Source organism: Streptomyces sp. NPDC020299, assembly GCF_044387825.1.
In the GTDB taxonomy this organism is placed as follows: domain Bacteria; phylum Actinomycetota; class Actinomycetes; order Streptomycetales; family Streptomycetaceae; genus Streptomyces.
Genome location: NZ_JBIRWL010000019.1, coordinates 109566 through 130086, shown reverse-complemented (window position 1 = coordinate 130086; position 20521 = coordinate 109566). Strand labels below are relative to the sequence as shown.

Annotated in this window: 20 protein-coding genes and 2 pseudogenes; 13 read left to right on the top strand and 9 right to left on the bottom strand. The window is 69.9% G+C overall.

Annotation, left to right across the window (positions count from 1 at the left end; all coding sequences use genetic code 11):
• Positions 1–38: 38 nt before the first annotated feature.
• From ACH45E_RS36750 to ACH45E_RS36740, 3 genes and pseudogenes are all read left to right on the top strand, one after another.
• Positions 39–1025 (top strand): hypothetical protein, encoded by a 987-nt coding sequence (locus ACH45E_RS36750; RefSeq protein WP_361449402.1) that lies wholly within the window; start codon positions 39–41, stop codon positions 1023–1025.
• Positions 1022–1711, top strand: coding sequence for a YdcF family protein (locus ACH45E_RS36745; protein ID WP_361449405.1), 690 nt, complete (start codon positions 1022–1024; stop codon positions 1709–1711). The genes ACH45E_RS36750 and ACH45E_RS36745 overlap by 4 nt, the downstream gene beginning before the upstream one ends.
• 82 nt (positions 1712–1793) lie before the next feature.
• Positions 1794–2069: pseudogene (locus ACH45E_RS36740) on the top strand (transposase); the annotation flags it as partial.
• A 24-nt stretch (positions 2070–2093) separates the two neighbouring features.
• Here the strand turns inward: ACH45E_RS36740 and ACH45E_RS36735 are convergent.
• The gene (locus tag ACH45E_RS36735; protein WP_361449743.1) at positions 2094–2471 is read right to left on the bottom strand and encodes a MerR family transcriptional regulator; all 378 of its coding nucleotides are present in this window, start codon (positions 2469–2471) and stop codon (positions 2094–2096) included.
• 123 nt (positions 2472–2594) lie between these two features.
• Here ACH45E_RS36735 and ACH45E_RS36730 point away from each other — a divergent pair, with 123 nt between their 5' ends.
• On the top strand, positions 2595–3536 hold the full coding sequence (locus ACH45E_RS36730; protein ID WP_361449746.1) for an aromatic alcohol reductase: 942 nt from the start codon (positions 2595–2597) through the stop codon (positions 3534–3536).
• 192 nt (positions 3537–3728) lie between these two features.
• Positions 3729–4035 (top strand): annotated as a pseudogene (locus ACH45E_RS36725) (AbgT family transporter); the annotation flags it as partial.
• Between the two features lie 241 nt (positions 4036–4276).
• Here the strand turns inward: ACH45E_RS36725 and ACH45E_RS36720 are convergent.
• Positions 4277–4912, bottom strand: coding sequence for a hypothetical protein (locus ACH45E_RS36720; RefSeq protein ID WP_361449408.1), 636 nt, complete (start codon positions 4910–4912; stop codon positions 4277–4279).
• A gap of 326 nt (positions 4913–5238) precedes the next feature.
• On the opposite strand from ACH45E_RS36720, the gene hemL reads away from it, so the two are divergent.
• The 7 genes from hemL (at position 5239) to ccsB (ending at position 12909) form a co-directional block, all read left to right on the top strand.
• Positions 5239–6558 (top strand): glutamate-1-semialdehyde 2,1-aminomutase, encoded by a 1320-nt coding sequence (gene hemL, locus ACH45E_RS36715; RefSeq protein WP_361449749.1) that lies wholly within the window; start codon positions 5239–5241, stop codon positions 6556–6558.
• Entirely contained in the window at positions 6555–7241 is a 687-nt protein-coding gene (locus ACH45E_RS36710; RefSeq protein ID WP_361449411.1) for a histidine phosphatase family protein, read from the top strand. The genes hemL and ACH45E_RS36710 overlap by 4 nt, the downstream gene beginning before the upstream one ends.
• A gap of 123 nt (positions 7242–7364) precedes the next feature.
• Positions 7365–8639, top strand: coding sequence for a hypothetical protein (locus ACH45E_RS36705; protein WP_361449414.1), 1275 nt, complete (start codon positions 7365–7367; stop codon positions 8637–8639).
• A gap of 91 nt (positions 8640–8730) precedes the next feature.
• Positions 8731–9318: a TlpA disulfide reductase family protein gene (locus ACH45E_RS36700; RefSeq protein WP_361449417.1), complete on the top strand. Its 588-nt coding sequence runs from the start codon at positions 8731–8733 to the stop codon at positions 9316–9318.
• Between the two features lies 1 nt (position 9319).
• The gene (locus tag ACH45E_RS36695; protein ID WP_361449420.1) at positions 9320–10093 is read left to right on the top strand and encodes a cytochrome c biogenesis protein CcdA; all 774 of its coding nucleotides are present in this window, start codon (positions 9320–9322) and stop codon (positions 10091–10093) included.
• Positions 10094–10096: 3 nt separating this feature from the next.
• Positions 10097–11815: a cytochrome c biogenesis protein ResB gene (locus ACH45E_RS36690; protein ID WP_361449423.1), complete on the top strand. Its 1719-nt coding sequence runs from the start codon at positions 10097–10099 to the stop codon at positions 11813–11815.
• Positions 11812–12909 carry a c-type cytochrome biogenesis protein CcsB gene (ccsB, locus tag ACH45E_RS36685; protein ID WP_361449426.1) on the top strand — a complete coding sequence of 366 codons (1098 nt, stop codon included), beginning with the start codon at positions 11812–11814 and terminating at the stop codon, positions 12907–12909. The genes ACH45E_RS36690 and ccsB overlap by 4 nt, the downstream gene beginning before the upstream one ends.
• A gap of 154 nt (positions 12910–13063) precedes the next feature.
• Here the strand turns inward: ccsB and ACH45E_RS36680 are convergent, their stop codons facing one another.
• Complete coding sequence (locus ACH45E_RS36680; RefSeq protein WP_361449430.1) at positions 13064–13408, bottom strand: hypothetical protein; 345 nt, start codon at positions 13406–13408, stop codon at positions 13064–13066.
• Between the two features lie 193 nt (positions 13409–13601).
• Here ACH45E_RS36680 and ACH45E_RS36675 point away from each other — a divergent pair, with 193 nt between their 5' ends.
• On the top strand, positions 13602–14015 hold the full coding sequence (locus ACH45E_RS36675; protein ID WP_361449433.1) for an SRPBCC domain-containing protein: 414 nt from the start codon (positions 13602–13604) through the stop codon (positions 14013–14015).
• On the opposite strand, the gene ACH45E_RS36670 is transcribed toward ACH45E_RS36675, so the two are convergent.
• The 6 genes from ACH45E_RS36670 to ACH45E_RS36645 form a co-directional block, all read right to left on the bottom strand.
• Positions 14012–15562, bottom strand: coding sequence for a hypothetical protein (locus ACH45E_RS36670; RefSeq protein ID WP_361449436.1), 1551 nt, complete (start codon positions 15560–15562; stop codon positions 14012–14014). The two genes, ACH45E_RS36675 and ACH45E_RS36670, sit on opposite strands and share 4 nt — an antisense overlap.
• Positions 15562–17688, bottom strand: a complete 2127-nt coding sequence (locus tag ACH45E_RS36665) for a hypothetical protein (RefSeq protein WP_361449439.1) — start codon at positions 17686–17688, stop codon at positions 15562–15564. The genes ACH45E_RS36670 and ACH45E_RS36665 overlap by 1 nt, the downstream gene beginning before the upstream one ends.
• A gap of 91 nt (positions 17689–17779) precedes the next feature.
• Positions 17780–18796, bottom strand: a complete 1017-nt coding sequence (locus ACH45E_RS36660; RefSeq protein ID WP_361449442.1) for a 2-oxoglutarate and iron-dependent oxygenase domain-containing protein — start codon at positions 18794–18796, stop codon at positions 17780–17782.
• A complete protein-coding gene (locus ACH45E_RS36655; RefSeq protein WP_361449445.1) occupies positions 18750–19226 on the bottom strand; it encodes a nucleoside deaminase in 477 nt (158 codons plus the stop codon). Before ACH45E_RS36655 ends, ACH45E_RS36660 begins: the two co-directional genes overlap by 47 nt.
• Before the next feature lie 63 nt (positions 19227–19289).
• Positions 19290–19643 carry a hypothetical protein gene (locus ACH45E_RS36650; RefSeq protein ID WP_361449448.1) on the bottom strand — a complete coding sequence of 118 codons (354 nt, stop codon included), beginning with the start codon at positions 19641–19643 and terminating at the stop codon, positions 19290–19292.
• Entirely contained in the window at positions 19640–20272 is a 633-nt protein-coding gene (locus ACH45E_RS36645) for a DUF6232 family protein (RefSeq protein WP_361449451.1), read from the bottom strand. Before ACH45E_RS36645 ends, ACH45E_RS36650 begins: the two co-directional genes overlap by 4 nt.
• Between the last annotated feature and the right edge of the window lie 249 nt (positions 20273–20521).

Genomic DNA, 20521 nt, shown 5'->3' with positions numbered 1-20521 from the left:
CCGACAGTGCTTCCATACGTGACGGAGGGAGGTCATCCGTGGTCAGCGTGCAGCAATGGACAGGTCGGGAGGCGAGCGCCCTGCGCGCCGCGTTGCGTATGAGCCTGCGCGCTTTCGCCGAGCACCTCGGTGTCGCGCTGCGCACGGTTGCGAAGTGGGAGAGCCTCGGCGCGGAGACACAGCCCCGACCGGACACCCAGGCCATCCTCGACACCGCACTCGCACGGGCGGATTCCGCCGCCCAATCCCGCTTCGAGGCAATGCTGTTCCCTGAGCGGAAGAGCGCGAGGCCAGCGGACTACGAGACCTGGACCGAGGACATCGAGCGCGCTGTTGTCTGCATCAGCCGTCAGGACTTCCCGTTCGCCTCAACCCTGTTGAACCGCTGGTTGGGCAGCCGTGCACCCCAGCAGCTGGACGACAAGGGTCTCTATTTGTACGGCCGTTCCCTCGTGCTCCTGGGCGACCTCCAGCGCGATCAGGGTGCGATCCTCGGCCCACTCTCCGCCCGCCATTCTTACCTGACCGCCCGCGGCATGTTCACCGAGCTCGACATCCCACGCCGGGTGGCTCAGATCGAGCTGTCCCTGGCCGTCGTTCAGGAGATGTCGGGCGAGTTGGAATCCTCCGCTCGCCACTACGAACTCCTCGCCGGGGACCAGCGCCTGAGCCCGCGTGACCGTGCCAGGGCGCGGCTGTGGGTGGGTACGGCGCTGAGCAAGGAGGGCGACAACGAGTACGCCACCAACGCGATGACGGCCGCCACTCGTGCCTTCGAGGACCTGGGCGAGCCGGAGGACTGGTCGGTCGCCCACCAGAAGCTGGCCCTGGCCCATCGCGGTGCCGGCGACCTGAAGCAGGCACTGCACTACATCGACATCGCGCGCACCACCGGCACGGTCGACTCCCCGATGCGACCCGGAATGATGTCCGTCCTCGATCAGGCGGCACAGGTGGCCCGGCAGTACGGGCTGAGCCACCAGCTGCGCAGTATTGAGGGCATCCGAAAGGGCCAGCAAGGATGAGCCAGGGAGTGCCAGTGCCGGAGCACCAGCAGCGCCAGATCACCGACGAGCAGTTCCACGACGCGACGCTGATCTGGAATTACCACCAGATGGGCCACGAGCTGCGGCCCTGCTCGGCGGCGATCGGCCTGGGCAGCCACGACCTCGGGGTCGCGACTACTGCGGTCGACCTTTATCGCGCCGGCCTTTTCCCGGTCGTGGTCTTCAGCGGGGGCAACAGCCCCACCACCCGCGCTCGCTTCCCGCGCGGCGAGGCCGTCCACTACCGCGAGCACGCGCCGAGCCTGGGGGTGCCGGACGAGGCGATCATCGTGGAGTCGAAGGCCGCAAACACCGGCCAGAACATCACCTTCTCCCGCGAGCTGCTGGCCGAGGCCGGGGTGGAAGTGCAGTCGCTGCTGCTGATCTCCAAGCCGTACATGGAGCGCCGCTCGTATGCGACCTGCCGCAAGTTGTGGCCCGAGGCTGAGGTCGTGTGCGCCTCCGAGCCGCTGGAGTTGGACGACTACATCAAGTCCATCGGCGACGAGAAGCTCGTCGTCGACATGCTCGTCGGTGACCTGCAACGGGTGATCGAGTACCCGAAGCTCGGCTTTGCCGTCGAGCAGGACGTACCGGGGGATGTGTATGACGCTTACGAGCGCCTCCTGGGCGCCGGCTTCGACAGCCGCCTCATCAGCACCTGAGCCGCCCCGCGCCGATGCGTCGGACGGGCTGTGCGCGATCCACCAACCGAACCTGTTTCCCCGGCTGTCCACGCTGGCCAAGAACACCACCGGTGGCCAGCTCGCCGACCTCGAACTTCGCCACTGCCGCAGGGCGGGCGCCGAGGACCGCATCCGCGCCGCCCGCACCACCGGACTGCGCAACCTCCCCCTGCACGGCACCGCCCAGAACCAGGTCTGGCTGGAGATCGTCTCCCTCGCCCTGGACCTCGCATGGCTGCCGATGCTCGCCCTCGACGGCGAAGCCCGCCGCTGGGAGCCCAGGAAGATGCGCCTGCGACTGTTCTCCGCCGCGGCCCGCCTTGCGACCACCGCCCGCACCCGCCATGCCGGGGGTTGCGAGTCACGCTGGGGTCAGCAGGTCTGCGTGGCCCGTTCGCCGGAGGTAGTCGATCACCGCGTCTCGGCTCTTCTCCAGGCACACGATCCTGTTCTCGACGAAGCGCAGCTCGTGAGCGAGCTCCTCTGCCAGGATCTGGGTGCACGCGCCTGCTGCGTCCTGGGTCGAGGGGGCCTCGATGTCCAGCACGATCTTGATCATCCTCGTCGACAGACCAGCCTCGACGAGCGCCCGGACGTGACGTGCATGCTCGACCTGGTCCTCGGAGTAGTCGCGGTAACCGTTGGTCGACCGCGACGACTCGATGAGCCCCTGCTGCTCGTAGTAGCGGAGCATCCGGGCCGGGGCTCCTACCTTTTTGGCGGCCTCACTGATCTTCATCACTCGCTCCTCCTCGTCAGCCGACGACTTGACCTTGACACTGATGTCAAAGTTTACGGTGACTCTCGAGACCCCAGCGACCAGAACACACTGGGGAAAGACGAACACGAGAGGGACCTTCAGATGAGCAACGACAGCTCGATCCCCACCTCCCGGGACATCCTCATCATCGGAGCCGGGGAGCTCGGCATGCCCGTCATCCGCAACGTCGTCCGACGAGCGAAGGACGTGGAGGGCTCGTCCGTCAGCGTGCTCCTGCGGGCCAGCGCCATCGCGTCCACGGGACCCGACAAGCAGCGGGACGTCGCTGAGATCAAGAACCTGGGTGTGAAGATCGTCGAAGGGGACCTCGTGAAGAACACCGTCGACGAGCTCGCCTCCATCTTCGCCGACTACGACACGGTCATCGGGTGCACGGGCATCACCGCCGGCCTCGAGACCCCCATGAAGGTCGCCCAGGCCGCCCTCCAGGCAAGGGTCCCGCGGTACTTCCCGTGGCAGTTCGGCGTCGACTTCGACGTCATCGGCCGAGGAAGCCCGCAGGACATCTTCGACTCCCAGCTGGACGTCCGTGACCTGCTCCGGTCCCAGGACCAGACCGAGTGGGTCATCATCTCCACCGGCATGTTCATGAACTACCTCTTCGAGCCCGGCTCGGGCATGGTGGACCTGCCCAACGACACCGTCAACGCGCTGGGAAGTCTCGAGACGGCGGTCACCGTGACGACGCCCGAAGACATCGGCGTCCTGACCGCGGACATCCTCTTCGCCGAACCTCGCATCCGCGACGAGATCGTCTACCTCGCCGGTGACACCATCACCTACGGCGAGCTGGCCGAGACGCTCGAGACCGTGCTGGAGCGTCCGTTCCGCCGTGCGGTGTGGACGGTTCCGTCGCTGCTCGACGAGCTGGCCGCCGACCCGGACAACATGACGCGGAAGTACCGGGCGGTCTTCGCGCAGGGCCGCGGCGTCGCGTGGGCGAAGGACGACACCTACAACGCACGCCACGCGATCCCCGTGACCGACCTCCGCCAGTGGGTCAAGGAGAACCTCGCCGGCTGACGCATCCCCCAGCCCCCGCGCGCGGGCGGCATCGGCCTGCAGTTCCTCACCGGCGACCTCCAGGGCAGCCATGACCCGCGCGGCGTCGTCTTCACCGTGCTCGCCGCGATGTCGGGCATGGAGCGCGAGTACATCCGCGACCGGACGCTGGAAGGGCACGAGTCGGCTCGTCTGCGGGGGAAGGGGATCGGCGGCGCGAGCGCGATCGAGAAGGTCGGCAACAAACTCCCCGACCCGTTCTGGCTGTTCTGGATCCTCGCGGGGGTTGCGCTTCGCGACCTTCCCGCCGCTGGCCACCATCCTCATCGTGGGCTTCGGCATCGCCGTCGCTCAGGCGAGCGGTCTGTTCACGACGCTGCTGCGCCGCATGGTCGCGCGGGTGCCGGGCAAGTACCTCACCTTCGCGCTGTCGATGACGGCGATGGTCGCCCACGTCGCCGGCGACGCCGCGTACGTCACGCTCATCCTGATCGGGGCGCTCGTCTTCCGCGCGGCGGGCTACCCCGACACCGTCCCCGCCCAGACCGCACTCGTCGCCGGACTCCTCGGACGACTGACGGAGCCGCTGCGCGGCTGAACCCGGCAGCGACGTACACCCCACGGCGGGGGCGCATCAGTGCCCCCGCCTGAGCCCATGTGCCCGCAATGTGCCCTGGCCATCCAACGGCCCCTCCCCCGCACCAAAAAGGGCGAGGCCCGAAGACCCCGCCCAACCGCAAGAAACCCCAGCTCAGAGCCGATCAGGGCCACACCAGGCAGTACGGCTGATGCCCCGCCTCATGCAGCCGGTGGCTGAAGTCCTGCCACTCGTGCAGCAACTGGTACACGTTGAACGCGTCCCGCGGCCCGCCCCGGTCCGGGACCGTGGACCAGATGAAGGCCGCCGCGCCGACCGCCTCCTCGCCGATGCCGCGCAGGGGGTCGACGACGGTCATCGGGAGTTTGACGACCGCGTAGTCGGGGTGCAGGACGACCAGTTCCAGGGGCGGCACCTTGTGCAGGGGGACACCCTCGATGCCGGTGAGGACCATCGCGGCCATCGTCTCCGGCTTGATCTTGGTGAACATGCCGTTCATGCCGAGCTCGTCGCCGCCGAGTTCTTCGGGGCGCATGGAGATCGGCACGCGGGCCGCGGTCGCGCCGTCGGGCGCGCCGAAGTATTTGTACGTCACCCCCACCCGACCACCATTCCTGCTCTCCGCCCTCAACCGGTCCACTCGACGATCAATACGTCGGTCGAGCCCTTCCGGCTCATTCGGTACGCCCTGTGCCTGACGTGCTTCGGCTTCCTCCGCCTCGCGCCGGTGCCTTCCCCGCCGGGCACGTCGAGGACCCAGGTCATCAGTCCCCTCGCCCAGTCCGCCACCGCGATGCATATCTCCACCCGACTGCTTTTCTAGGACGCGTGGCCCCCGCCGCGCAACCCGATCATCGTGTCAGTGACCTCCCCCACGGCCGCCCGCCGAAACGTGCGGGGGTACAACAGTCCGCAGGATCACGCCCCAGCTCTTCCCAGCTCTTCCCAGGCCTTCCCAGGAGGTCTTTCCAGTCTCGCAGATCGCAGAAGTTCGACCACGTGATTGTCGTAGCCGCCCCCGCTTTGCCGGACCCGTCCCCTCGTCGGCCTACCCTGATGAGGTCACCCTGTCAGAGAAGGTGGGAGAAGCCGCAGGTCATGAGTGAAGCCAACTCCTCGGGAGCGCTGCCGGCAGCGCCCTACCCCTACGAGGCCCCCGTCTCACAGGCCCTGTTCGACCGTGCGGCCGCCGTCACGCCGGGGGGCGTGAACTCCCCGGTGCGCGCCTTCCGCGCCGTGGGCGGTACGCCCCGGTTCATGGTGTCCGGCGACGGTCCGTATCTGACCGACGCCGACGGCCGGGAGTACGTCGATCTGGTGTGCTCCTGGGGGCCGATGATCCTCGGGCACTCCCACCCCGAGGTGATCGCCGCCGTGCAGCGGGCCGTCGCGCGCGGTACGTCCTTCGGTACGCCCGGTGAGGGCGAGGTCGCCCTCGCGGAGGAGATCGTCGCCCGGGTCGAGCCCGTCGAGCAGGTGCGGCTGGTGTCCAGCGGGACCGAGGCCACCATGTCGGCCATCCGGCTCGCCCGCGGATTCACCCGGCGGACCAAGGTGATCAAGTTCGCCGGGTGCTACCACGGGCACGTCGACTCGCTGCTCGCCGCCGCCGGCTCCGGCGTCGCCACGTTCGCGCTGCCCGACACCCCCGGTGTCACCGGGGCCCAGGCCGCCGACACGATCGTGCTGCCGTACAACGACCTCGAGGCCGTGCACGCCGCCTTCCACGCCCACCCCGGCGAGATCGCCTGCGTGATCACGGAGGCCTCGCCCGGCAACATGGGCGTCGTACCGCCGCTCCCAGGCTTCAACCAGGGGCTGAAGGACGCCTGCGCGCAGAACGGGGCGCTGTACATCTCCGACGAGGTGATGACGGGCTTCCGTACCAGCCGTGCCGGGTGGTACGGCGTCGACGGGGTCAGGCCCGACCTGATGACCTTCGGCAAGGTCATGGGCGGCGGCTTCCCGGCCGCGGCCTTCGGTGGCAGGGCCGACGTCATGGCCCACCTCGCGCCCGCCGGGCCCGTCTACCAGGCCGGCACCCTCTCCGGGAACCCGGTCGCCACCGCCGCGGGCCTCGCCCAGCTGCGGCTGCTCGACGACGCCGCGTACGACAAGGTCGACGCCGTGTCGGAGCAGATCCGGGGCCTGGTCACCGAGGCGCTCACCAAGGAGGGCGTGGCGCACCGGCTGCAGAGCGCCTCCAACATGTTCTCCGTCTTCTTCACGGACCGGTCCGTGCGGAACTACGAGGACGCCAAGGCGCAGGACTCCTTCCGCTTCACCGCGTTCTTCCACTCGCTGCTGGCGAACGGCGTCTACCTGCCGCCGTCGTCCTTCGAGTCCTGGTTCGTGTCCACGGCCCACGACGAGCGGGCCATCCAGAAGATCGCCGACGCCCTTCCGGCGGCGGCCCGAGCTGCGGCGGAGGCCACGGCAGCATGAGTGACAGCAAGGACATCACCGTCGTCCACCTCATGCGGCACGGCGAGGTGGAGAACCCGACCGGCGTCCTCTACGGGCGGCTGCCGGGCTACCGCCTCTCCGAGCTGGGCCGGCAGATGGCCGAGCGGGTCGCCGAGCACCTCGCCCCGCGCGATGTGACGTACGTCGTCGCCTCCCCGCTGGAGCGGGCGCAGGAGACCGCGACCCCGATCGCCAAGGCGCACGGCCTGGACCTGGACACCGACGAGCGGCTCATCGAGGCCGACAACGTCTTCCAGGGCAAGACCTTCGGCGTCGGGGACGGGGCGCTGCGCCGGCCGGAGAACTGGAAGCACCTGGTCAACCCGTTCAAGCCGTCCTGGGGGGAGCCGTACGTCGACCAGGTCGTGCGGATGATGGGCGCGCTGGACGCGGCGAAGGACCGGGCGCGCGGGCACGAGGCGGTGCTGGTGAGCCATCAGCTGCCGATCTGGATCGTGCGCTCGTACGTCGAGCGTCGGCGGCTGTGGCACGACCCGCGCAAGCGGCAGTGCACCCTCGCCTCCCTGACGACTTTCACCTACCAGGGCGACAAAATCGTTTCCGTCGGCTACTCCGAGCCCGCCCGCGACCTCGTCCCGGCTCATCTGCTGGCCGGTGCGAAGCCGGCGAAGGGGCAACAGGGGAAGGCCTTTGGGGCCTGAGGGTTCCGTACGGACAGGCTTGTTACGTTTGTTGCGGATTAACTGAATAACTGAGGAACCTACCGGTTCGTCACGCCCTCTGAGTGGGTGACCACCAGCAGGACGTGACGAATCGGGGTTCTCATGCGCACCTTCTCCCGCCGGGGAATGCTCGGCGTCAGCGTCGGCGCGGCCACCGCCGCCTCACTCGCCGGCTGCGGAACGCTCAACGGGTCAGACGGTTCCGGCCACGGTTCGGGTTCCGGCAAGGGAGGTTCCAAGGGCGGCAGCAGCGCGCACCCCGCCCGCCCCCTCGGCGACGGTTCCACGTCCTTCACCGGCAAGCAGCCCCACCAGCCCGCGAAGCCCGAGCCGCTGCACCCCGGTCAGGAGCCGCCGCAGTTCGTCATCTTCTCCTGGGACGGGGCGGGCGAGGTCGGCAACGGTCTCTTCCCGCGCTTCCTGGACCTCGCCAAGGAGCACGGGGCGAGCATGACCTTCTTCCTCTCGGGGCTGTACCTGCTGCCCGAGTCGAAGAAGCGGCTGTACGACCCGCCGAACAACCCGCGCGGCGCCTCCGACATCGGCTACCTCACCGACGAGCACATCAAGGCGACGCTCACCAACGTCCGCCGCGCCTGGCTCGAGGGCCACGAGATCGGCACCCACTTCAACGGGCACTTCTGCTCCGGCACCGGCACGGTCGGCAACTGGACCCCGCAGCAGTGGAAGAGCGAGATCGCGCAGGCGAAGTCCTTCGTGAAGCAGTGGCGCACCAACACCGGCTGGAAGGACATGCCGTCCCTGCCGTTCGACTACGAGAAGGAGCTCGTCGGCGGCCGTACGCCCTGTCTGCTCGGCCAGAACAACCTGCTGCCCACCGCCCGCGAGCTCGGCTGGCGCTACGACGCGTCCTCGCCGGGCGGCCGTCAGACGTGGCCGCAGAAGAAGCTGGGGATCTGGGACCTGCCGTTGCAGCAGATACCTTTCCCCGGGCACTCCTTCGAAGTGCTCTCCATGGACTACAACATGCTCGCCAACCAGTCCGTCAACTCCACCAAGGCCCCGGCCTACAACTACCCGGGCTGGCGCCGACAGTCCGCCCAGGCGTACATATCCGGATTCCAGCGGGCATACGAGTCAAACCGGGCACCTTTCTTCATAGGCAACCACTTCGAGCACTGGAACGGCGGCCTCTACATGGACGCCGTCGAGGAGGCCTTCAAGCACATCGCCCGGGAGAAGGAGAAGGGCGCGGACGTGCGGCTGGTCTCCTTCAAGCAGTTCGTGGACTGGCTGGACGTACAGAAGCCCGAGGTGCTCGCCAAGCTGCGTACCCTGGACGTCGGACAGCGGCCGGCGGGCGGCTGGAAGGGCTTCCTGTCGGACACGAAGTCGGCCTCCTCGAACGCCGCCTGAGACCGCTGCCCGAAACGCCGCCTGAAATGCGGGTTTCCGCCCGCAAGGGGGGTGCGCAACATCCCCAGAACGGGCATGCGAAACTTTTCACATGACTACCCGCAGCCGCCTCCTGCTCGCCGCCACGGCCGCCGCAGCGGCCCTGACCCTGTCCGCGTGCAGCTCGGGCGGCATCTCGGGCGGGGGCGGCGACACCAACTTCGTCACCGGCAAGAACGGCATCGACACGGTCGCCAAGGGCCACCGGGACCCGGCGCCGGACCTGTCCGGCAAGACCATCGACGGCAAGACCATCGACGTCGCCGACTACAAGGGCAAGGTCGTCGTCGTCAACATCTGGGGCTCCTGGTGCGGGCCGTGCCGCGCGGAGGGCAAGTACTTCGCCAAGGTCTCCAAGGAGTACGAGGGCAAGGGCGTCCAGTTCGTCGGCATCAACACCCGGGACAGCAGCACCACCCCGGCGGTCGCCTTCGAGAAGCAGCAGGGGATCACGTACCCCAGCCTCTACGACCCGACCGGCAGGCTGATGCTCCGCTTCAAGAAGGGCACGCTCAACCCGCAGCTGGTCCCCACCACGCTGATCCTCGACCGGGACGGGAAGATCGCCGCGCGGGCGCTGGAGGCGCTCAGCGACACCAGCCTGCTGAAGATGCTCAAGCCGGTCCTCGCGGAGAAGTGACGTGAGCGCGCTTCTCACCCTCGCCGCGGGGGCGGACCCGAACCAGACCGTCCTCAACGGCGCCCTGCTGGTCGCCCTGCCGGTCGCCCTGCTGGCCGGCCTCGTCTCCTTCTTCTCCCCGTGCGTACTGCCGCTCGTCCCCGGCTACCTCTCCTATGTGACCGGCATCACCGGCGCCGACCTGGAGGACGCCCGACGGGGCCGGATGGTGGCGGGTGCCTCCCTGTTCGTACTCGGCTTCACCGCCGTGTTCGTCTCCGGCGGGGCGCTGTTCGGCTACTTCGGGGCCACGCTCCAGGAGTACAAGGGCACCCTGACCAAGGTGCTCGGCGTGCTCATGATCCTGCTGGGCGTCTTCTTCATGGGGCTGATGCCCTGGCTCACCCAGCGCGAGTTCCGCTTCCACAAGCGGCCGGCGACCGGCCTGGCGGGCGCGCCCGTACTCGGCGCGCTGTTCGGCATCGGCTGGACACCCTGCATCGGCCCCACCCTCGCGTCGGTGACCGCCCTCTCATGGCACGAGTCGAGCGCCGGCCGCGGCGCCATACTCACCGTCGCCTACTGCCTCGGCCTCGGCGTCCCCTTCGTCCTCACCGCCGTCGCCTTCCGCAAGGCCCTCGGTGCGTTCGGCTGGGTCAAGCGCCACTATGTCTGGGTGATGCGCATCGGCGGCACGATGATGATCGTGACCGGTGTGCTGCTGCTGACCGGCGCGTGGGACCGTCTGGTGCAGGAGATGCAGACCTGGTCCGACGGCTTCAATGTGGGGATCTGACCGATGAGCAAGGCCACCACCGACAACTCCCCGAACAGCGCCGAGGACCAGGACCTCGGGGCGGCCGGCTCCCAGCTGTCCACCGCCCCGCAGGAAGAGCTGGTGAGCTTTCCCTCCCTCGGCGTCATCGGCTGGGTCCGCTGGTTCTGGCGCCAGCTGACCTCCATGCGGGTCGCGCTGCTGCTGCTCCTGCTGCTGTCGCTCGGCGCGATCCCCGGCTCGCTGATCCCGCAGACCGGCGCCGACATCAACAAGGTCGCCGACTTCCGCAAGACGCACAGCACGCTCGCGCCGATCTACGACAAGCTCGGCCTCTTCCACGTCTACAGCTCGGTGTGGTTCTCCGCGATCTACATCCTGCTGTTCGTCTCCCTCATCGGCTGCATCGTCCCGCGCACCTGGCAGTTCGTCGGCCAGCTGCGCGGCCGGCCGCCCGCCGCGCCCAAGCGGCTGAACCGGCTGCCCGCCTACACCACCTGGCGCACCGAGGCCGACCCCGAGCAGGTCCGTGAGGCCGCGCTCGCCCTGCTGAAGAAGCGCCGCTTCCGCGCCCACGCCTCCGGTGACGCCGTCGCCGCCGAGAAGGGCTACGTGCGTGAGCTGGGCAACCTGGTCTTCCACATCGCGCTGATCGTGCTGCTGGTCGCCTTCGCCTCGGGCCAGCTGTTCAAGTCGGACGGCACCAAGCTGGTCGTCGAGGGCGCCGGGTTCTCCAACTCGATCATCCTGTACGACGACTTCAAGTCCGGCAGCCTCTTCAAGAGCGACGACCTGGTGCCCTTCAGCTTCGACCTGAAGGATTTCCAGGGCACCTACGAGATGAGCGGCCCGAACAAGGGCACCCCGCGCACCTTCCAGGCGAAGATCGACTACAGCAAGGGCGCGTACGGCAAGCCACAGCCGACGACCATCAAGGTCAACCAGCCGCTGAAGATCGACGACGCCAAGGTCTACCTCGTCAGCCACGGCTACGCGCCCGTCATCACCGTCCGTGACGGCAAGGGCACCGTCGTCTACAAGGACGCCGTGCCGCTGCTGCCGCTCGACGGGAACGTCAGCTCGCAGGGCGTCATCAAGGTGATGGACGGCTACAAGAACGCCAAGGGCGTCAGCGAGCAGCTGGGCGTGAAGGCCTTCTTCCTGCCCACCTACGGCGGTGGCACCTCGGTGCTCTCCCAGTTCCCGGCGCTGCTGAACCCGGTGCTGAACCTGGAGCCGTACCACGGAGACCTCGGCGTGGACGCGGGCCTGCCGCAGAGCGTGTACCAGCTCGACAAGACCCACATGAAGGCCTACAAGGACGCCAAGGGCGCGCAGCTGAGGGACAACCTCAAGCCGGGGCAGACCATGCAGCTGCCCAACGGCGCCGGCTCGATCACGTTCGAGAAGGACGTGAAGGAGTGGGCCGGCTTCGAGATCGTCCAGGAGCCGGGCAGCGGCTGGGCGCTCGGCGGCGCGTTCGCCGCGATCTTCGGCCTCGCCGCGTCCCTGTTCATCCAGCGCCGCCGCGTCTGGGTGCGGGCCGTCCGCGGCGCCGACGGCGTCACGGTCGTCGAGATGGCCGGCCTCGGCCGCAGCGAGTCCGCCAAGGTTCCCGAGGAGCTGGGCGACCTCGCCGGCATCCTCTACGACCAGGCGCCGGGGGCACCCGACCCCGACGACGACCCTTCACCGACCCCCGACCCCCAAGTCGTACCTGCCGAAGGGGCTGAAAAGCCGTGACTTCCGCCGCCGCAACCGCGCTCGCCGCCGCAACCAACGAACATCTCGCGAGCGTCAGCAACACGCTGATCTACTCGTCGATGGCCGTCTACACCCTGGCCTTCTTCGCCTACATCGCCGAGTGGCTGTTCGGCAGCCGCAGCAAGGTGGCCCGTACGGCCGCCGCGCTCACGGCGGACACCAAGGCCGCGAAGGGGCCCGCCGTCACCGTGCAGCAGGCCGGCGGGACCGCCGTGCTGGAGCGGCCCAAGGTCGTCGTCCGGTCCGCGGCCGGTGCCCGGGACGTGCCGGACGGGCCCGGCGCCCACGGCGGTGACGAGCAGGGCGACCTGTACGGCCGGATCGCCGTCTCCCTCACCGTGCTCGCCTTCCTCGTGGAGCTGGCCGGTGTCGCCGCCCGCGCGGCCTCCGTGGGGCGGGCGCCGTGGGGCAACATGTACGAGTTCAACATCACGTTCTCGACGGTCGCCGTCGCCGTGTACCTCGGGCTGCTGGCGCTGAAGAAGAACGTCCGCTGGATGGGCCTGTTCCTCGTCACCACGGTCCTGCTCGACCTGGGCCTCGCGGTCACCGTCCTCTACACGGCGAGCGACCAGCTGGTCCCGGCCCTGCACTCGTACTGGCTGTACATCCACGTCTCCACCGCGATCTTCTGCGGCGCGGTGTTCTACGTCGGCGCGGTCGCCACGATCCTGTACCTCTTCAAGGACTCGTACGAGAACAAGCTCCAGACCGGCGGCAAGCCCGGCAGCTTCGCGACCTCGGTGCTGGAGCGCCTGCCCGCCTCCGCCTCGCTCGACAAGTTCGCCTACCGCGTCAACGCGGCCGTCTTCCCGCTGTGGACGTTCACGATCATCGCGGGCGCGATCTGGGCGGGCGACGCCTGGGGCCGCTACTGGAACTGGGACCCCAAGGAGACCTGGTCCTTCATCACCTGGGTCGCCTACGCCTGCTACCTGCACGCCCGCGCCACGGCCGGCTGGAAGGGCCGCAAGGCCGCCTACCTGGCGATGATCGCGTTCGGCTGCTGGCTGTTCAACTACTACGGCGTCAACATCTTCGTCACCGGCAAGCACTCCTACGCGGGCGTCTGAGCACCCGGACCAGGATGCGATGCCGGGACACGAAGACCTCCGTGTGGTGGAGTCCTGGACAGCTCCACCACACGGAGGTCTTCGCCGTGATCAAGTCCGGCCGGTGTCAACAACGCTCGTGATCAATATGACTAGAGCCTGTCCGGCCTGTGGGTCAGTCCCTGACCTGCGTGTCGAGGAACTTCGCGGTGGTCCGCTGGGGCGCGCCGCACGCGGCCACGGATTTCTGGTACCACTGCTTCCACGGACCCCAGACGGTGTACGTGTCGCCGTTGATGCCGTCGGTGCAGAGGATCTTGAGCCGCTGCTCTCCCGGGCCGTAGTGGCAGGTCTGACTGATCGAGTAGGTGTTGATCTGGTGGAACCCGCAGCCGTGCACCGCGGCGCTGGCCGGGGTGGCCACGGCGATGGGCGCGGCCACGGCGATGCCGCCGAGCAGCAGCGGCGTCGAGAGGACCGAGGTGAGCTTCCTCTTGCCGAGCGTCTTCCTGTTGAACACAAGATCCCCCTCTGTTCGGGCCGGCTGGTCAGGCCGGCCGCGCGCCGTCGGTCGTGGATGACCGACAGACTGGTCGGGGAGCACGATACTGATCCGTCGCGGATCATGTCCATGACTTAACTCGCGCGTGAGTCGCTGACGGCGACGCCCGTAACCGGGTGCGCAACCCTCGGCCACGGGTCAGGCTGGTGTCATGACCGGTTCCATCGAACAGGGCACCAGCCAGACCCATGGGAACACGCACATCGTGCACTTCCTGATACGGCTTCCCCGGCCCGTCGAGAAGGTCTGGCCGGCGCTCGCCACGCCGGAGGGGCTGGCCGGCTGGTTCGGGGACGTCGACGTGCTGGAACCGCGGCTCGGCGGGACCGTCGCGCTGCGCGGGCTGGGGGCCGGGGAGGTCACCGCGTGGGACGTGGACCGGGTCGCCGAGTACACCGTGGAGGGCGGCGGACGCGTCCGCTTCCATCTGGAGCGGGACGAGGAGGGCGGGACCGCGCTGCGGTTCACCCACGAGTTCCAGGACGACGGGGAGACGGGACCGGACTGGCGGGCTCGATTCGAACTTTTGATCGAACATATGGGGGAGACCGCCGAGGCCTCCTAGGACGGCGGCAGACACTCCTTCCCCGGCGGCTTCCCCTCCGGCCAGGCCGTCTTCACGAAACGGGAACCGCCCTCGGGCACGAGCTCCACGATCGGCACCGCCTTGTCGTACGGATTGCCGTGCGCGTCCAGACAGATCCAGCCGCTCGCCCCGCCCAGCCGCAGCGCCCCCTGCACCTGGGTCCACTCGTGGCCCACCGCAGCCAGCGTCGGGGTCGCCGTACCGCCGTGCGTGGCCATGCGGACGCCGCGCACGGCCAGCCGTACGGCGTCGTAGCCGATGATCAGCTGGCCGTCGTCCAGGGCCACCGAGCCGATCGGCCCGACCGGCCCCCGCTTGCCGTCGACCACCAGCTCCGCCAGGTCCCGCGCGTCCTTGGCCGACCCGCCGGTGGCCGTCGCCGGAACCCCGGCCCAGGCGTCCGGATGGGCGAGGGAGGTGTACCGCACGGAGAGGTTGTGCTCCAGGGCGCCGTGGTCCAGCTTCTTGTCGCCGGTCAGGTACGAGCCCTCGTCCCCGGTGAGCAGGGTGAACTTGCGGTCCTCGCAGCCGCGTTGGCCGAGCGCGTTGATGAACTGCCGTAGCTGGGTGTGCCGGCCCGCGAACAGGATCGTGTCCGTCGTCCTGGGCGTGGAGCACAGGATCTGCGTGATCTCCCAGAACGTGTTGGCGGTGGTGCCCTCCTTGCTGCGGTCGGCGGGCGGGTAGAACGGCCGCGGCTCGTACCGCGAACCCTTCAGCAGCGTCGTGAACGCGCTCTGCAGCGTCCGTGTGTACGGGTCCCCGGGATTGTCGTACACCAGCAGCGCCTTGCCCGCGCCGACCTTCGCGAACGAGGTCAGCGCCCGGGCCTCGTCGGTGTTGGTCGGCGAGACGCGGGCCAGCCCGGGGAAGGGGTTCTTGCCGCCCTGCCCGTTGGCCAGGTCGTCGGCGGTGATGGACGAGCCGACCACCGGGATCCCGCGCCGGGTCAGCTCCGCGACGGCCTTCTTGTTGTTGTCGGTGCTCTGCCCGATCCCCGCGACCGCCCGCAGCCGGTCGGCGGTCTTCGTCATCCGGCCCAGCTGGTCCACCGTGTGCTGCCAGTGGCCCCCGGTCGCACCGGAGTTGGCGAGCAGCAGCCGGATCGCCGGGGTCCCGCCGTTGGAGTTGTGGTTGGCCTGGTACTGAGCCAGATAGGCGCCCTGCAACTGGTGCTGGATGTCGGCCAGGTTCGCCGGAGCGGTCGAGGTGTACGGCAGCATCAGGGCCACCGTCACGTACGTGCCGCTCTTCAGCCGCCGGTTCTCCCGGTCGATGGCCCGCACCGCGTCCCGGAGCTGGGGCCGCCCGAAGTCGTACGCACCCGTCGCCACGCCCACGCACTCGTCGCTGCCCTCCGGCCGCACCACCCCGGGCGCGCAGGACCGGTCGTCGTGCGCGAGCGTCCGCACCGCGAAGACCAGGCCGGTCAGCAGGGCCGCCGTCACCAGCAGCGCCAGATAGCGGCGCAGCGGGATCTCCCAGACACCCTCGCGCACCCACGTGCCCACGCCTGTGCGCGCCATCACGCCTCCCCGCTCGGGTCGTCCGGGTCGCCTGTGCCGTCGCCGTCTTCCTCGTCGTCCCAGGTGTCCGGCGGGCGCCCGGCGAGCGCGGCCGCCGGCCAGTCCCGGGAGGCCCGCCACAGCAGCGCGTTGCCCGCCGGCCGCAGATTCGACAGCTGCTCCAGCTCGAACCGCAGCCGGTCGCAGACCCTGGGGTCGGGCAGCACCAGCGGATCGGCCAGCTGCCACACCGCGTGCAGCAACCGCCGTACCCGCAGGTGCAGTACGCCGTCCACGCCCTCCGGCACCGCCAGGTCGGTGTCCGTGCGGCCCAGCGCCACGGCGGCCCGCCGGTCGCCCCGGCCGGTGAAGTCGCGGCCCTCGGCGTCGTGCGCGTGGAAGTAGGGCGCGGCGGCGACGAAACGGAGGGTGCGCAGCCAGGCGCGGGTGCCGGCGGTGGGGAAGGTGTCGCGCAGATGGGCGACCGCCGAGTCCGCCGCGCCCAGGGCGAGTTCGTGGTGCAGCCGGTAGCGGGCGCGGCCGGGCTCCGCCGCGCCGTCCGGCGCGTAGTGCGCGACCAGGGTCTCGTGGGCCGTGCGCCAGCCGCTGTGGTCGGCGTCCCGCAGATGCAGCCGGAGCAGCAGCAGGGTCCGTACGAAGGGGTCGCCGACGAAGTGCCCGGGGGTGCCCGGCAGTCCCTCCTGGGCGAGCCGGGTCTGCAGGGCCCGTACGTCCGCCGGGCCGAAGTCGTCCGGGAGCAGCGCGGCGGCCAGCGCGCAGGCCGAGTCGTGGTCGTGGGCGGCGGCCAGCACGGTCAGTTCGTCCAGGCGGTCGTCGGGCACCAGCCGGTCGAGGAGCTCGCGGTAGGCGGGCGCTGCGTCGTGGTCCTCGTGCAGCCGTACCTCGGCGGTGAGCAGCTCCCCGAGGGACGTGGCCCCGGGCAGGTGCTGCGCGGCCGACTCGGCGAGCAGGGCGATGCCCAGCGGGTTGCCGCCGGTCAACCGGTGGGTGGCGTGCGGTAGTTGGGGCGGCACCGGGAGCTCGTCGCAGACCGCGCCGACGATGTGCAGGGTGTCGTCGGGACTGAGCGGCGGCAGCGACACCAGCAGCGCCCGGGAGGACGGCACGGCCGCGTCCGGGGCCCAGTCGCTGCGCCGGGCCAGCTCGGGCAGGCCGCGGCGGGCGGCGTTGCGCAGCGCCTCCCGCCCGTCGCCGCGCCGGGCGCCGACGAACACCACCTGGTCGGCGATGCCCTCGGCCCGGTCCCGCAGCACGGCGTCGACGAGCCCCGGACCCGGCGCGCTCTGCGCGTTGTCGACCAGCACCAGCGGCCGGCCCAGGCGCTGCATGCGCGGCAGCATCCCCGCGTACGCCTCCGCCAGGTCGGCGAGCAGGGCCCGTACGAGATACCGCTCGGCGTGCTCCCGGGAGGTGCCGCCCGCCCGGAAGTGCCCCGCCAGCAGCATCAGCCCGCGCTGGGCGTGCCCGCCCGCGTTCGGGTACGAGCGGTACCACACGGACGCCTTCTGGTGCCGCCGGTGCGTGAACCCCTCCGCGACCGACTCCAGGGTGGCCTCGATCGCCCCGGACAGCAGCGGCCCGGTCCCGGTGGCGGCGGCCACGACCTTCGCCGCCACCTTCCCGGCCCACCGGCCGGCGAAGCCGCTGATCCACGACCCGCTCTCGTTCAGCAGCAGGATCCGCTCGACCTCCCGCCGGATCCGCTCCGAGTCGGCGTCGCCCCAGCCGCTCGCCGCCACTGCGACCAGGCCCGACATCAGCCGCGGGAACTGGATCCGCCCGGCGCCGGTCACCGGCTCGGCGAGCTGCTCGGCGATCACGAGCAGCCCCTGCGCCACCGGCGACCAGGACTCGGCGGGCCGCTCCGCGGGCGGACCGGCGAACTGCGCGTCGGCACAGTCGATCAACGCGACCGGCGTGTGCCCCTTGTACGCCTCCCGCAACTCCCCGAGCACCGAGCTCTTGCCCAGCCCCCGGGCCCCCGTGAGCAGGACGAGGGGCAGCTCCCTGGGATGCTCGACCGGATGCGCGCGATGCTGGTACGGGCGCAGGCCCACCAGCCGCGGAGCGAGTCCGGCCGGATCCGTGTCGAACAGGGCCCCACGCCCATGCAGACGTCTGTGCACCGCATCCCCCCTCGAACTCCAGTGTAAGAAGGGACAGTTGCTTCCGGCCAGATCGCGTGATGTCCGTTGGGTTACGAATGTGCCCGGATCGTCAGCCGACGGTGATCGAATCCAGCTTCGCCCGCAGATAAACATGCGAATCGACGGGCGGATACGCCACCCGCCCCACCGGCGCGGGCACGGACTCCACCAGCGTCCCCGGCGTGCACTCCCCGAAGTACACGAGCGACATCAGCTCCTCGGCGGGCGCGTCCACGGGCGGCGGCAGCACCCGGTGCCGCCCGGACCGCCACCGGTCACCGGTCCAACGGGCCAGCAGATCACCGATGTTGATGGTGAGCGCGGCCGGGTCGTAGGGCGCGTCCTCCCAGCCGCCCCCGCCCTGCGAGGGGTCCGTGTACACCTGGAGCCCGCCCTTGCCGGCCTGCCGGTCCAGGATGGTGACCGTCCCGAAGTCGGTGTGCGGCCCGATCCGGAACTGCCCCGGCCGAGCCTCGCCGATCACGTCGGACCCGGGGTACCAGTTGACGTTGAAGCCGTACGTCGGGTGGTCCATGTGCCTGCTGAAGAAGTCCGGCTCGACCCCGAGCGCGTACCCGAGCAGGGACAGCAGCTCCTTCTCCAGCCCGGCCATCCTCCCGAGGTACTCCTCGCACAGGGCCCGCAGCTCGGGCACTTCGGCGGGCCACACGTTGGGCGCGTACCACTCCGCGTTGACCACCGGATCCTCGAACGGCTCGTGCGTGGCGAAGGTCAGCGATTCCTTCAGGTCCGGTGGTGTCTCGGTCCCCTCGGCGTACGCGTTGGCCTCCGCGCCCGGCCCCAGCCAGCCGCGCCCGCCGACCCTCGCCTCGTACGCCTGCTTCACCTCGGCGGGCAGCGTGAAGAACGCCCGCGCCGCCGCCCGGATCCGCTCCCGCAGCCCCGGCGCCACCCCGTGCCCGCTGACCAGCAGGAACCCGGCGGTCTGGAGGGCCTCGTCGACGGTACGGGCGATCCGGGCGCGGGCGTCCGGATCACCGTGCCGCCAGGGCCGGAGGTCGATGGTGGGGATGCGGGGCTCAGTCACCGCGGATGTCGCTGCCGATGTCACGTCCGATGTCCTCATTCCACAGAGCCGGGTTCTCAGCGATGAAGTCGCGCATCATCGCCGTGCACTCCGGGTCGTCGAGGAGGACCACCTCCACTCCGTTCCCGGCGAGCCAGTCGTGCCCGCCGGGGAAGGTGACCGCCTCGCCGACCACCACCCGCGAGATGCCGAACTGCCGGACCAGACCCGAGCAGTACCAGCACGGCGAGAGTGTGGTCACCATCGTCGTGCCCCGGTACGTCCGCTGCCGTCCCGCCGCGCGGAAGGCCGCCGTCTCCGCGTGCGCCGAGGGGTCGCCGTCCTGCACCCGGCGGTTGTGACCGCGGCCGAGGAGGGCGCCGTCGGCGCCGTAGAGCGCGGCCCCGATCGGGATACCGCCCTCGGCGAGCCCGGTCCGGGCCTCGGCGACGGCGGTGGCGAGCCAGATCCGTGCTTGTGCCTGCTCCATGCCCCCACTCTCCTCCTGGAGCGGCCCTGGGGACGGGAGCCCGCCCGTGCCGAGCGTTGAGCGTTACGAGCCGAGCAGCTGAAGGATCTTGTTGACCGCCTCGACGACCGGCTGGCCCACCGCCCCGACGGTCGCCGCGATACCCGCGACGGCCATCAGCGCTCCGTGCCGCTGCTGTGCCGGTGCGGCGGGGTCGGCCGTGATCGCCGGCAGGGAGTCGTCGATCGCCTGGGCACTGGCCGGCGCGACCTGTGTGCGCAACTCCGCCACCAGCGCGACCAGTTCGCGGACCGCGGCCTCCAACTCCGGGGAGGCGGCGGGGGCGGCGGTCACCGTCTTGTTCTTGACGATGCCCGTGTTGCCCTGCCCGCCGTGCATGTTCACGCTGTCGCCGAAGTAGTAGTTGTCGCCGCTCACGCGTGCCCCACCCCCACGTTGCCCGTACCGCCGTACATGTTGACGTTGTCTCCGAAGTAGTAGTTCTTGGGGTTGACCATGATGCGGTCCACCCTGACCTGGAACTCGGTGTCGGGATGCTCGATCGCGTGCACGATGGAACCGACCAGCGCGTCCAGCTGGTGCGGGTCGGGGCTCGTCACCACGGCGATGGACGGGCCGGACGTCTCCACGGCCAGGACGTACTGCGTCGGCGCCGTCAGCACGGAGAACAGCTCGACCACGCTGAAGACCAGCGCGGCCACCGAGCCCAGCCACACGAACGTGATGATCCCACTGGCCGTGTCCTGGCTCGCGATGCCCGTGATGCCGCCGAGGATCGTCAGGGCGCAGGCCACCGACAGGATGATCCCCAGACGCTTCAGGAAGAGCACGGTGGCTTCCTGACGCTTCGGCTTCAGCAGGAAGGTGTGGACCCGCGTGATGTTCTCCAGCGGATACGCCGCCCCGCCGACCCACAGCAGCCGTTTGCCGACCCGCAGGTCGACGGCCGTCACCGTCCGCGGCGGCTGGGCGGGCGGCGCCGGGATGTCGAACTGGCCCGGTGGTTGCGGCTGTGGTTGTGTAGCCGGTGGTTCCGTACTGCTCATGCGTCCCCCTGAGGCATGGGTGATGACACGGCCCCTTACGCGGCCCATCACTGTCCGGTGGTCATTAACCACTCGAAGTGGCTTCCGGTGCAAGCCGGAATCGGTGGTCAACTGTGAGGCTCGTGTGCAGAGTTGAGCCGCGGGAGGCCTGGCGGCTGCCCCTATGCTGGGCGTGCCCGCACAGGCAGAGCACGTACGCCGGGAGGCTTTTGTGGCAGCGCTGGAGCCGGACGACCCGCGCTCCGTCGG